At 55.5% G+C, this 12,529-nt stretch carries 11 protein-coding genes; 4 read left to right on the top strand and 7 right to left on the bottom strand.

Going from position 1 to position 12,529, the window contains the following annotated elements; all coding sequences use genetic code 11:
• Position 1 precedes the first annotated feature (1 nt).
• The 5 genes from SYN8016DRAFT_RS05565 to SYN8016DRAFT_RS05585 form a co-directional block, all read right to left on the bottom strand.
• The gene (locus tag SYN8016DRAFT_RS05565; protein WP_050802701.1) at positions 2 to 1,906 is read right to left on the bottom strand and encodes a carboxysome shell carbonic anhydrase; all 1,905 of its coding nucleotides are present in this window, start codon (positions 1,904 to 1,906) and stop codon (positions 2 to 4) included.
• Between the two features lie 7 nt (positions 1,907 to 1,913).
• Positions 1,914 to 4,307 (bottom strand): CsoS2 family carboxysome shell protein, encoded by a 2,394-nt coding sequence (locus tag SYN8016DRAFT_RS05570; protein WP_006853346.1) that lies wholly within the window; start codon positions 4,305 to 4,307, stop codon positions 1,914 to 1,916.
• A 99-nt stretch (positions 4,308 to 4,406) separates the two neighbouring features.
• Entirely contained in the window at positions 4,407 to 4,748 is a 342-nt protein-coding gene (locus tag SYN8016DRAFT_RS05575) for a ribulose bisphosphate carboxylase small subunit (protein ID WP_006853347.1), read from the bottom strand.
• Between the two features lie 100 nt (positions 4,749 to 4,848).
• Positions 4,849 to 6,261 (bottom strand): form I ribulose bisphosphate carboxylase large subunit, encoded by a 1,413-nt coding sequence (locus tag SYN8016DRAFT_RS05580; protein WP_006853348.1) that lies wholly within the window; start codon positions 6,259 to 6,261, stop codon positions 4,849 to 4,851.
• Between the two features lie 68 nt (positions 6,262 to 6,329).
• Entirely contained in the window at positions 6,330 to 6,641 is a 312-nt protein-coding gene (locus SYN8016DRAFT_RS05585; RefSeq protein WP_006169870.1) for a BMC domain-containing protein, read from the bottom strand.
• A gap of 319 nt (positions 6,642 to 6,960) precedes the next feature.
• Between SYN8016DRAFT_RS05585 and SYN8016DRAFT_RS05590 the strand changes: the two genes are divergently transcribed.
• Positions 6,961 to 7,563, top strand: a complete 603-nt coding sequence (locus SYN8016DRAFT_RS05590) for a non-canonical purine NTP pyrophosphatase (RefSeq protein ID WP_006853349.1) — start codon at positions 6,961 to 6,963, stop codon at positions 7,561 to 7,563.
• A 44-nt stretch (positions 7,564 to 7,607) separates the two neighbouring features.
• Here SYN8016DRAFT_RS05590 and SYN8016DRAFT_RS05595 read toward each other — a convergent pair whose 3' ends face one another.
• On the bottom strand, positions 7,608 to 8,393 hold the full coding sequence (locus SYN8016DRAFT_RS05595) for a BMC domain-containing protein (protein ID WP_006853350.1): 786 nt from the start codon (positions 8,391 to 8,393) through the stop codon (positions 7,608 to 7,610).
• Positions 8,394 to 8,489: 96 nt separating this feature from the next.
• Here SYN8016DRAFT_RS05595 and SYN8016DRAFT_RS05600 point away from each other — a divergent pair, with 96 nt between their 5' ends.
• A complete protein-coding gene (locus SYN8016DRAFT_RS05600; RefSeq protein ID WP_006853351.1) occupies positions 8,490 to 8,894 on the top strand; it encodes a hypothetical protein in 405 nt (134 codons plus the stop codon).
• A 32-nt stretch (positions 8,895 to 8,926) separates the two neighbouring features.
• On the opposite strand, the gene SYN8016DRAFT_RS05605 is transcribed toward SYN8016DRAFT_RS05600, so the two are convergent.
• The gene (locus SYN8016DRAFT_RS05605) at positions 8,927 to 9,451 is read right to left on the bottom strand and encodes a hypothetical protein (protein WP_006853352.1); all 525 of its coding nucleotides are present in this window, start codon (positions 9,449 to 9,451) and stop codon (positions 8,927 to 8,929) included.
• Positions 9,452 to 9,602: 151 nt separating this feature from the next.
• On the opposite strand from SYN8016DRAFT_RS05605, the gene SYN8016DRAFT_RS05610 reads away from it, so the two are divergent.
• Positions 9,603 to 10,889 carry a ferredoxin:protochlorophyllide reductase (ATP-dependent) subunit N gene (locus SYN8016DRAFT_RS05610; RefSeq protein ID WP_006853353.1) on the top strand — a complete coding sequence of 429 codons (1,287 nt, stop codon included), beginning with the start codon at positions 9,603 to 9,605 and terminating at the stop codon, positions 10,887 to 10,889.
• Between the two features lie 5 nt (positions 10,890 to 10,894).
• A complete protein-coding gene (locus SYN8016DRAFT_RS05615; RefSeq protein WP_006853354.1) occupies positions 10,895 to 12,463 on the top strand; it encodes a ferredoxin:protochlorophyllide reductase (ATP-dependent) subunit B in 1,569 nt (522 codons plus the stop codon).
• The last annotated feature ends 66 nt before the right edge of the window (positions 12,464 to 12,529 follow it).

Here is a 12,529-nt window from a genome sequence, read left to right on the forward strand (position 1 = left end):
ATCAGTGAGCCTCCTGAACGTCAGGATCGAGAGTGGACCCTACAACTTCTGCAGGAGCAGTTTGACTGCGATCTCGGATCGTCAAACAGGTATGGAGTAAACCATCACGAACGAGGTCTGAGTATCGATTTGAAATAGCCGAATCAACTCTCTGACAATCCGAAATGGCTCGTTCGCGCGCACCAGGGACGGAACTGGAGTAATCAAAACGGATCACAACAGGGATCGGCAAATCTCGCGAAACGTTTAAACCTTTGAAGATTTTTACACCGACATCCAAATCGGGTGCCCCCTCTTCGACGGTATCTAAATGCGCAAAGTAAGTGAGATTTCGCAAATGAACTTCTTTAAAACCGATGCCTACACCAATAAAACGTTCGGCATGACCCGCATCGGGATAAGGACCAGCATGAAGCTCGGTAACGTAATCAATCTGAGAGATGTTATTCGCAATTAAACGCGTAATCAAGGACACCATTCCCGAGTCCATCGATCCGGGTGCACCAGATTCAACGGCTTCAGCGATTTGAATCAACGCCTGATCAGGAGACATCGTGGACGTTGTCTCGTAGAGATCTTGAGCTGACACCCATCGATCTAATTGTGTTGAACTATCGCTTGAGGGGGGATGAACCCTGATCGCATCGGTATCGGTATCAAGTCCAATCAACAACAAGTCAACGGAAGCGCCGCAGCAAAAACTATTTTCGACAGCCTGTCGAAAATCAAGAAGACGCTGATATCCAGCAGAGGCCGCCAATTTGTCATCACTTCCATGGGCAGCACAGCCTTGATGACTGGGATCCAAGGAACTGAAGTGGTAGGTCACGACCTTGAGGTAGCGGGTGTCCTGGCTGCCGGCATTAGGGATCGCCTCGCGATAACGCCGATGCTCGGTCTTGACCCATCGATTGACCGTATTTTCGACGTCAAACATCGCTCCGGCATGGGAACGTCGACGCACGGAACTGAATGGAATACGTAAGGCGTAAGCAATCGAATGAGCCAAACGACCATCCGCACAAGGCGTCACATCAAGGAGATGAAAACCACAATCGAGAAGGAAGGACTCAAACGTCTTGGCTGCTTCACTCCCTGAAGAAGCAGCGAGGGGATCTTTCTGAAAAAAGCAATCACTAAAAACACGGTGCGATTCAAAAACACACCACGCATAGAGCGCTCTCATATCCAAAGGACGTACCCAGGCACGCTCAAGAATGTGCTTGGGAAGGTCAAATCCCAGCTCGCGACAGGCTAAAAGCTGAGCCTGATCAATAAAATCAGCATGATGTTGAAGCGCTGAAATCTTTTGAAGAACAGGAACAATCCTTTCAAACCGCCCTTTGACTTCTAGTTCGTAGGAACGTAAATGGTCATTAGCAACCCGATCCGTTAAAGGATGTAGGCGATGAGCGACTGAGCGCTTGGATGTTTGACGATTAGATGTTTGACGATTAGATGTTTGACGATTAGATGTTTGACGATTAGATGTTTGGCGATTAGATGTTTGGCGATTGGATATTGAGCGCTTAGACGTTGGGAGCGTTGTGGTCGATTGGGTCGAGCGATTTGAACGACTCAGTGGTGCATTTGAAGACTTTTGATCGCGACGAACCCAGGCGGGTTGTTGCGGGACTGAACGCCTGCTGTCTTGGCTTGTCCTGACCCGACCAGCACCAAGCGTGCCTTGAGCCAAGACGGCGGCCTTACCGGATGTGGTGAGTGCTCGCCTTCTTTCAAGCGAAGCTGCACGCGCCGAGGGGGGATTGGGATCAGCTTGCTTGGACTGATCTTGATTGGAATCAGAGGAAGCCGAAGACTCGGCTCTCCTTTGTTGCAACTGACGTCGCGTCGGAGCGGAGGGGGACAGAGGTCGCCCGCCACGGGAAGGCATAGAGCGGACCATTCGTTGATCAGCCCCGTGCTCCGCCAGAGACGGTAATCAGTGAACCCTTTGAAGTGCTGCCGCTGGAACCCGTTACACGACTTTCAGGCCACTCAGACTGCTCGTTGCGCTTTCGTTCGAAGGGGGGCATGGCTCCCATCGCGCCAGAACGGCTTGGATTACGACGACGAGCAGACACACCTTCCGTGCCCGTCACATGTTCACCACGATCCCAGTCATCACCCGTCACTTTGGTGGACGAGCCCTCTCCGGTGACCCGGGAAGCAGGTTCTTGCGTGGCGACTTCAACCTCAGGGGTGGTGGGTTGAAATTGACGTTGGGGCTGAAGTTGGTTGTGACGCTCTTGAAATTCACGATTATCAAATCGGAATTGCTCTGTGCCGGTGATTTTGCCACCGGCCAAATCAAAAGGGCCTGTAATACGGCTGCTGTCTTCATAAGCGGTGCCGGTGACACCTTTGCTGGTCTCACGCTGCTGTTGCGCAGCTCGGGCAGGCGACACCACACTGAATCGCGTCCAACTCGATCCCTCTGGTGATTGGCCATGGGTCTCTGTACCGAGCGGTGCCTCAGCACCACACGCTGCTGACAACTGATCAGCACCGATATAAGGAGTTCCTGTCACCGCTTCGCAGGCGCCGCGTTCGCCACCTGTCATCACTCCTCCAATCCCTGGCTGAAGACCTGTCATCGGAGAGGAGGGCGTACCGGGACGAACGGGAGTCCGTTCGCGGATCGCTTGAACAGCAGAGTTACCGCAGTATTGGCCTGCTTGCTCGAGACCTGCGTAGGGAGTTCCCGTGACTGCTTTGCAGCTTCCTGGCTCGTCACCCGTGACCTTTTCGGAACGGCCGGTGCGAGTGCCGCTCACAACTTGATTCCGATTGGTGACGCTGAATCCAACCTTGGCGGCTTCTGGATCCGGCTTCGCACCACAGAATGAATTGACTTGTTCGGAACTGATGTATTGATTACCAGTCACCCGATGACAAGATCCGAATTCATTTCCAGTGACACTGGAAGAACGGCCCACCATCGTGCCGGTCACACCCGTACCTGAAAGGGTTTCAGACAGACCAACCTTGGCAGCTGGACGCCCTTCAGGAAGGGGATCAGACCCTAAATATTGATCACCAGTAAGAGAGCGATTCGCACCAGCTTCATCGCCAGTCACGCTGGAGGATCGTCCCACCATCACCCCACTCACTGGGCGACCTTGCTGCGTCAGGCTATGGCCAACCTTGCGCGGAGAGGGGTTGCTTCCACCGCAATAGGCGGCGCTTTGATTCGCAGAAATATATTCCGTGCCTGTCACGCTTTTGCAGGTGCCAGGCTCATCCCCAGTCACTTTCTCCGAGCGCCCAACTTCGTTTCCTGTGACCCGATTGCCATGGCTGGTGGCAGACACACGAACCTTGGCGGGTGTGGTTGGCGTTGGAGCGCTCTGACAGAAGGTCTGAAAGACCTCCGCACCGAGATATTCCGTACCAGTAATGGAACGACAAGTGCTGGCTTCATTACCCGTCGTCTTGACGGAGCGATTGGCCTGCGTGCCTGTCACAGTCTGACCTCCCGTCGTCTCAGACTCACCCACCTTCCAGTGAGCATCAGCGGCGGCGGATTGCTTGGCTCCGTTTCGATTTGGGCCAGTTGGACGCGTTACTCCAGCGCTTTGCTTGCTACGGGCTCCGGACTTCGCGCGAAGCTCACGCACCTGTTGAGCCAGCTCTCGGCTGGTGAGATCAGGATTGGCCTGACGGGCCACTGCGGCAGCACTTGTGGGTTGTTTTCCTGCAGTTTTTCCGTGTTTAGACATCGCTTCACGACGAGCCAACACCAGGGAACGGCTTGGGTTGTCGATGGCACGTCGCTTTGGAGCTTTGCTCCGGCGAGAAGAATTGTTGGTTGAAAGATCAACAGTTGCCGCTTGTCGGCTTAGACGCGTTGGTGTTTCGCCTGCGCTAGCGCCGCCACAACCACAGTCTTTTTTAGCGGCTGCTGGCGCTGATGTGGCTGCCGTGGTCGCTGTTTTACGAGCGACCTCAGCCCGATTTCTGTCTTTGGTTGTATCTGCTGATTTCCCACGACGTGACAGGGCTTCTCTCCGAGCAAGCACGAGCTCTCGACTGGGTTGGCTCACAGGTTTCACCCGAGAACGATGGGCACCAGATGATGCAGATGTCAGTGATTGATTTCTTGGTCGCTCAACAGCGACGGGGGTTGCGGCCTTCGAAGGGGCTGCTGCCGCAATTGGATCTGCATTGGTGCGCGTCTTGCGAGCATCGCCGGCCGACCGAACGCGATTCGCACCTGCTGATACAGCAACGGATGCCTTTTTGCCAGCAGTGGTGAGAGCCTTACGGCGCTCGAGTGCTAGTTCGCGACTAGAAAGTCTTGCCATGTCCGCCCGAGAGTGTCGTCGTGAGTTGAAGGGAACGAGTCCCTACAGAAAAAGTTGAGCCCTGAATGATTCAGGGCTCGAAATCGTGAGACCGAAAGATCAGCGACCTTCGAAAACCACGAAGCAGGAGCCTTGGCCCTGGGTGTAGGCGTCGTAACCAACGATGCGAACGTGATGGTCGGGGTATGCGCGATGGCAAGCCTCGAGTTCACTCACAACAACGTTGAGATCCTTCTCACCGAAGAACGGGAGCTTCCAATAAGACCAGTAAGTGGCCATGGAATTGGAAGGATGGACATGCTCAACGAGCGGGCTCCAACCTTGGGCAATGATGTAAGCGATCTGGTCATAGATCTCGTCCTGGGTCATCGGCGGAAGGAAGCCGAATGTCTCCAGGGTGGCGACTGTTTGGTAGTCACCCACGGTGCTCTGAAAAGGCATGGGGATCACGCTATAAAAATGTTTTGGCCGGATCTAATGCTTCCGGCCGGAGTCATCGAGAGGCTCGGGTAAAGGGTGAAAAAATCACCCCTTGCACCGATCACTGAACGTCGAGCTTGTCGACGGTGTCGAACTCAAACTTGATCTCCTTCCAGGTCTCGAGAGCGATGGCCAGCTCGGGGCTGTGCTTGCCGGCTTCCATGAGGATGTCGCGGCTTTCTTTCTCGATCTCGCGACCAGCGTTGCGTGCCTTGACGCAGGCCTCGAGGGCCACACGGTTGGCAGCAGCACCAGCTGCGGAGCCCCAGGGGTGACCGTGGGTACCACCACCGAACTGGAGAACGGAGTCGTCACCGAAGATGGCAACCAGTGCGGGCATGTGCCACACGTGGATACCGCCGGAAGCAACGGCGAACACACCAGGCATGGAACCCCAGTCCTGATCGAAGAAGTTGCCGCGGCTGCGATCTTCAGGAACGAAGGATTCGCGGAGCTGGTCGATATAGCCGAGGGTGGTCTGACGATCACCTTCCAGCTTTCCGACCACGGTGCCGGTGTGGAGTTGGTCACCACCGGAGAGACGCAGGCACTTCGCTAAAACGCGGAAGTGAATGCCGTGCTTGGGATGACGGTCAATCACAGCGTGCATGGCACGGTGAATGTGCAGCAGCATGCCGTTCGCACGACACCACTTCGACAAACCGGTGTTGGCGGTGAAGCCACCGGTGATGAAGTCGTGCATGATGATCGGCTGCTTGAGTTCCTTAGCGAACTCAGCGCGCTCATACATCTCTTCGGGAGTGTTCGCGGTCACGTTGAGGTAGTGACCCTTGCGCTCACCGGTCTCCTGCTCAGCCAGCTTGATGGCTTCCGCAACGAATTCGAAGCGGTTCTGCCAACGCTGGAACGGCTGGGAGTTGATGTTCTCGTCGTCCTTGGTGAAGTCCAGACCGCCACGCAGGCACTCATAGACAACACGGCCATAGTTCTTGCCGCTCAAGCCAAGTTTTGGCTTGATGGTGCAACCCAACAGTGGACGGCCGTACTTGTTCATACGGTCACGCTCAACGGCAATGCCGTTTGGTGGGCCTGCACAGCACTTGATGAATGCAATCGGGAAGCGAATGTCTTCCAGACGCAGGTGGCGCAAAGCTTTGAAGCCGAAGACGTTACCGACCAATGAGGTCAGAACGTTGGTGATCGAACCCTCTTCGAACAGGTCGAGGGGGTAAGCGATGAAGGCATAGAAAGCCTCCTTGTCACCAGGAACGTCTTCGATGCGATAGCAACGTCCTTTGTAGAAATCGAGGTCGGTGAGGAGCTCGGACCACACAGTGGACCATGTACCAGTTGAAGATTCAGCAGCAACAGCAGCTGCCACTTCTTCTTTGGGGACACCTTCTTGGCCGGTGCACTTGAAGCAGGCCAGCAGGTCGGTGTCTAGGGGAACGTAATCGGGAGTCCAGTAAGTGTCTCTGTACTCCTTGACCCCAGCGTCGTACTTCTTGCTCATGGATTAATTCCGTTAAGTCGGTAAGGGAAATGAGAGGCGCAACCCCATCAGGGGGTTAACGGCTGATCTCAGTCCTTTTGTCCGAGGAAGTTGCCGTTGCCGAGCGCTGGCTCAACTTCGCGATGAGGGCGAGCAATGATGTGAGCCGCTACGAGGCCGTCGCCGACACGTTCGCAAGCATCTGCACCTGCACGCACAGCTGCGTTGACGGCACCAGTTTCGCCACGCACCAAAACTGTGACGTAGCCACCGCCGACGAATTCACGTCCAATCAGGCGCACTTCAGCAGCCTTGGTCATTGCATCAGCTGCTTCGATCGCTGGGACCAGGCCGCGTGTCTCGATCATGCCGAGAGCGATACCCATGGTTTCGTTAGCCATTGCCTACCGAGTAAGGGGGGTGGAATGTTCGCCGATGACATTGGTCTGCCGGAGGCCAACTCGTCAAGCTGTTTGGGGCCTTTGCAAGATCATTGTCCATACTGAACCTCATAAGCACTGCTGATCACCCTTGCCCGAACTGATCTGAAGCCCTGTGCTGGTTCGGGTGAGCACACCAACACAAGCGCTAGGCAAGGGCCGCCAAACCCCATATCTTTCGCCACGAAGCAAAGTTTTCCGCGTAAGCGGAGTGGAATGTTCAACCGCAACTGAGCTTCGTTTTCGAATCTGAGCGATATTTTTACCCTTACCCCACACAATGGGACTCTCTCGATCCCCTTCAGTGCTCACTCTGACGATTGCCAGTGGCAATCCACGCAAAGTTGCTGAAATTGAGGCAATGCTTGGGCCTCTTCCTCTGAAGGTGGTGCTTCAACCACCCGAGCTGGAGGTTGAAGAGACTGGTACGTCCTATTTCGAAAACGCGCTCCTTAAAGCCTCTGCAGCCGCCCAGCTGACGGGGACCTGGTCTCTTGCTGACGACTCAGGGCTTGAGGTAGATGCCCTTGACGGGGCTCCTGGCCTCTACACAGCCCGTCTCGCTCCTACAGACGACGAGAAGATTGCAAAACTGCTGCAATCGATGGCGGACCAGCCCTACCGCAGTGCTCGTTTTTGCAGCACCATGGTTCTGTGCTCTCCAGATGGAGAGTCGATTGAAAGCTCGGAGGGTATTTGCTGGGGTGAAATCCTCAAATCTGTTGCCTATCCAGGTGGCGGATTGGAGTCGCTCTTCTGGATTCGCGAAACGCGATGCAGCTATGGAGAGATGACAGCCGCCCAACTCAGCCGCCTTGGGAGCCGCGGAAAAGCCGCGAGGGAGATGGCACCTCGCTTACGTGCGCAGTTAGGAATTCGCTGACGCATCCACTTTCATCAAAAAAGTGAGTTAGCCAGCAAAAAACATCACCTCGACGAACAATTGCGATTGATCGATTCAATCGCGCGCATCGCCGCTGCGGCAGCCTCTTCAACATCTCCTTCTCTGCCAGCGAGCGTGAGGCGTCCAAACGCACCAACCGCTTTGACATCCACCAAGGTGATGTTTGAGGACTTTTCAGCCTCATTGGCAGCGATCAGAACGTAGCCAGCAGGCTCCGTCTCGAGAATGAACATGCTCATCCCCGCCTCGATCATCGATCCTCTGCGGTTCAGACGATTGATGAGAACGGCATGGTCAGGAGTGATGGCCCGAATCACTTCTGTCCAACTGACATCGGCGGGGGTTCGTCGATCGACGGAACTGCCAATCGCCTCTAAAACCACATCACCGGAATGAATCACCGTGCTCTGGTCTCGGTGATAAAGAGCCATGGAGCCAAAGGCGCGCTCAACAACCATCTGTCCAAGACGAACATTGCTGGCCTTGAGAGCAATATCGGTGACGCGATGGACGGCCATCCCAGGTGAGACCTCCATCCATAGACAAGCGTCACCTGGAATCGGCAAAAAACCTTGACTCACCGTGCCCATGTAGGCAGCGAGCTGGGGTTGGAGAGAATCGAGAAAGACATAGGTGCGCAGTTCAATGGACTGCACATGACTGTTTTGCCTCAACAGTCGTGGGGATTCACTGTCGGTCGTGACAACACAGCTGGCTCCGCTCGCTGAGGTGTGAACCTCAGTTCCGGTGACGAGAGCGCTTCCGCCTACTCGCCGCTCCCGGGCATCGAAGCTGGCGAAGCGATTCATTGCGGCGATGTTACCGGAAGGTTGCTCACAAAATTCGTCTCGCGACTTGCATCAGCCAACGGAACCGATACCGTCCGCGCAAATCGGGAGCGCAGCATGGCAGCCAATCAGACCCATAACCCAGAAACAACCGCGTTAAGTTCCGATCTCAGCGCCGAACAAGCGCTGGGGATGATCGGAATGGGCTTAATGCAAAAGCTCAACCAGGAAGGTCCCGGTCGTTGGATTTGGAGCGATGCTGAAGATGGTGGAGCTGCCAATCTTGTCGAGCTGCGCCAGAGACTCGAGCTCACCGACCTAGCCCTCAAAACGGGAGCGCCATTGAGTACGGCGGAAGTCACTCAATTGCTAGGAATCCGCCCAGGATCAGAGCGCGTTGAAAGAGGAGGCCTACGGGCGAGCCGTTTGAGCAGAAATGTTTGGCGTCTGACCCAGATCGACAGGGATTCATCTCAATCAACAGGGGGATTCGGCGACGATCGTTTTCGTCGTCGCCTTTGATCAATGCCGTTGATCAACGCAATTGATTGAAATTATTCGGAATCAGCCTTGTCGGGTCCTTCGTCCTTCGACTTATCCCGAGAGGCTTCATCCTCTGAATTAGTCAAATTTTCAACGTCGATACAAGCCGTGGTTTCGGCCAGTTGCTCTCGAGCTGCAAGCACGGGAGCAACTTTTGCTTTGAGTTGCTGAGCGGCATCCTCGAGCGTCATCGATTTGTTCTGTCGAACCTGACCCACAAATTTTTCGTAGATCGCCACTTGGTCGCGATATTCCTTCCACTGTGAGGTTTGAAGTTCAGCTTCAGCCTCATCAAGTTTGGCGAGGGCTTTTTTGAGCGACGCACCCGCTGCTTCAGCATCAGCCACCGTTGAAGCAGGTGTTAGATCATCCACTTGCTCCAGGGCTTTTTCCACCTCAGCCGTTGCACTGCAGACAAGAGCAGAGTCGGAGAGCACCTGGGCTTGGTCTGTTTCTGCCTTTTTCTCGACTGACTGACAGGCCGCCAAGGTCAAACCCAGAGCAAGAACGGCAGGGAAAGCTCGTAAGGACAACATCTGATCGAAGGCCTCATTTGCGCTGAAATGTAGTCATCTCCGGCAAATCTGGCCCAACTGGAAATCAACACCGATCCCGAAGAATTTTGTTAGGTCTGAGCACTACGTGAATCTGGCGTCATCGTGACGGAAGGAACCTGCCTTTAAAGCGATGAGCGTGAATCTGCTCAAGGAAACAGGACCACGGGAGGTGTTCTGTGGTCTGACCTCGATCGTCTGGCTGCACCGCAGGATGCCGGATGCCTTTTTCTTGGTAGTGGGCTCACGCACCTGCGCTCATTTGATTCAAAGCGCTGCTGGCGTGATGATTTTTGCTGAGCCTCGGTTTGGAACAGCGATTCTGAGCGAACGCGACCTCGCAGGTCTCGCTGATGCTCAAGATGAACTCGACCGCGTCGCACGTGAGCTGCTGGAACGACGGCCTGAGATTCGCACTCTGTTTTTAGTGGGGTCATGCCCCAGCGAAGTGATCAAGCTGGATCTGGCGCGGGCAGCAGAACGGCTCAACGATGAATTGAGAGGCCGCGTTCAGGTCGTGAATTATTCGGGAAGCGGCATCGAAACCACCTTTACCCAAGGTGAAGACGGTGCTCTTTCGGCCTTAATTCCCCTCATGCCCTCGACAGATCAACGCCAGCTGTTGATGGTCGGAACGCTCGCCGATGCCGTCGAAGATCGCCTCATTCACCTCTTTGGTCGGATTGGCATCGACTCGGTTTGCAGCTTGCCCCCACGCCAATCCACGGAATTGCCCGCCGTTGGGCCAGGGACCACGGTCTTGTTGACACAGCCGTACCTCACAACAACAGCACGCTTGCTGCGCGATCGTGGTGCTCGGGTCTTAACGGCTCCCTTCCCCTTGGGTGCGGAAGGGAGCCGCAGCTGGATGGAAGCCGCAGCAAAAGACTTTCAAATCAACGCTGACCAGGTCGCCTCCGTGCTGGATCCGCTGGTCGCTCGCGCCCAAAGTGCTCTAGCGCCCCATCGAGACATCCTCAACGGCAAACGAATATTTCTTCTGCCGGAGTCTCAACTCGAACTTCCGCTCGCTCGTTTCTTGCAAAGGGAATGCGGGATGGAATTGGTGGAAGTGGGGACGCCCTACTTAAATCGTGAGCAAATGGCTGAGGAGCTTGCGCTTCTCCCTGAAGGCACTTCTGTGATGGAAGGACAGCACGTGGAGAAGCAGCTGGATCGCGTCCGTGCCACGCAACCCGATCTCGTGGTCTGCGGCATGGGGCTTGCCAATCCGCTCGAAGCAGAAGGAATCGCCACCAAGTGGTCGATTGAATTGGTGTTTAGTCCCATCCATGGCATCGATCAGGCCGGTGAGTTGGCCGAGTTGTTCTCCCGCCCGCTGAGACGACGCGAACTCATTCGCCAAGCGCTGAACCCGCCTAGTAGCGCCCCCATCGACTCTGACCCTGTTCACGCCTAAAAACCATGCAACTCACCCTCTGGACATACGAAGGACCACCTCATGTCGGCGCCATGCGCATTGCGGCCTCCATGGAAGGTGTGCATTACGTGCTGCACGCACCGCAAGGGGATACCTATGCCGATCTCTTGTTCACGATGATCGAGCGTCGAGATCAACGCCCCCCCGTCACCTACACCACGTTTCAAGCCAGAGACCTTGGCGGTGACACCGCGGAACTGGTGAAACGCCACGTGCGCGAAGCCGTTGATCGCTTCCAACCCGATGCCCTCCTCGTTGGCGAAAGCTGCACGGCGGAATTGATTCAGGACCAGCCTGGTTCTTTAGCTGCTGGCATGGGCTTGACCATGCCAATCGTGAATTTAGAGCTGCCGGCTTACAGCAAAAAAGAGAATTGGGGTGCCGCAGAAACGTTCTATCAACTGGTTCGGACTCTGTTGAAAGATCAGGCTCCTGCTGAGCTGACCCATGACCCCAAGGCATGGCAAAACGAAGGACGGCGACCCCGCGTGAATCTGCTGGGACCATCGTTGCTCGGCTTTCGCTGTCGAGACGATGTGCTCGAAATTCAACGGCTGTTAAGCATGCATGGCATCGACGTGGGGGTCGTCGCTCCGTTGGGCGCCACGGTGGCGGATGTGCTTCGACTCCCAGAAGCCGACCTCAATGTGTGCCTCTACCCAGAGATCGCCGAATCAAGCTGCGCTTGGCTCGAGCGCAGCTTTGGAATCCCCTTCACCAGCACCGTCCCGATTGGAATCGGCGCAACCCAAGACTTCCTTGTTGAAGTTCACACGCTGCTGGGGATGACACCACCTTCCCCCCAAGAGGGAATTCGTCAGTCCAGGCTGCCCTGGTACTCAGAATCCGTCGACTCCACCTACCTAACCGGGAAAAGGGTGTTCATCTTTGGAGATGGAACCCATGCCTTGGCAGCAGCACGAATCTGCAAACAGGAGCTTGGCTTTGAAGTGGTTGGCCTAGGCACCTACAGCAGAGAAATGGCTCGACCCGTGCGAGCGGCAGCAAAAGCGATGGGGCTTGAAGCTCTTATCAGTGATGACTACCTCGCCGTCGAGGCCGCCATGGCCGCCGCTTCTCCGGAACTGGTGCTCGGCACCCAAATGGAGCGCCATAGCGCCAAACGACTCGGCCTCCCCTGTGCCGTGATCAGCACGCCGATGCATGTCCAAGATGTGCCGGCCCGAAACAGTCCTCAAATGGGCTGGGAAGGCGCAAACGTGATCTTCGACAGCTGGGTGCACCCGCTGATGATGGGTCTAGAGGAACACCTCATCGGCATGTTCCGACACGATTTTGAGTTCGTGGATGGGCATCAAAGCCACCTTGGCCATGCGGGAGGTTCTGGAGCTGCTGCAGAAACGGAGGTCGCTGTCGGCACCCTCGAAAATGAGCTGGTGTGGACGGCTGATGGGGAAGCAGAGCTGAAAAAGATCCCCTTCTTCGTTCGGGGAAAAGTACGCCGAAACACCGAAACATTTGCCAAATCCACTGGGCGTAACCAAATCGACAGCGAAACGCTGTACGACGCGAAAGCCCACTTCAGCGCCTAACCATCCACACAACCATTTTTAGCCGCAATTGCTTACCTGCAACGAGGCATGATCGGCTGAGTCTTT

The organism is Synechococcus sp. WH 8016, from assembly GCF_000230675.1.
In the GTDB taxonomy this organism is placed as follows: domain Bacteria; phylum Cyanobacteriota; class Cyanobacteriia; order PCC-6307; family Cyanobiaceae; genus Synechococcus_C.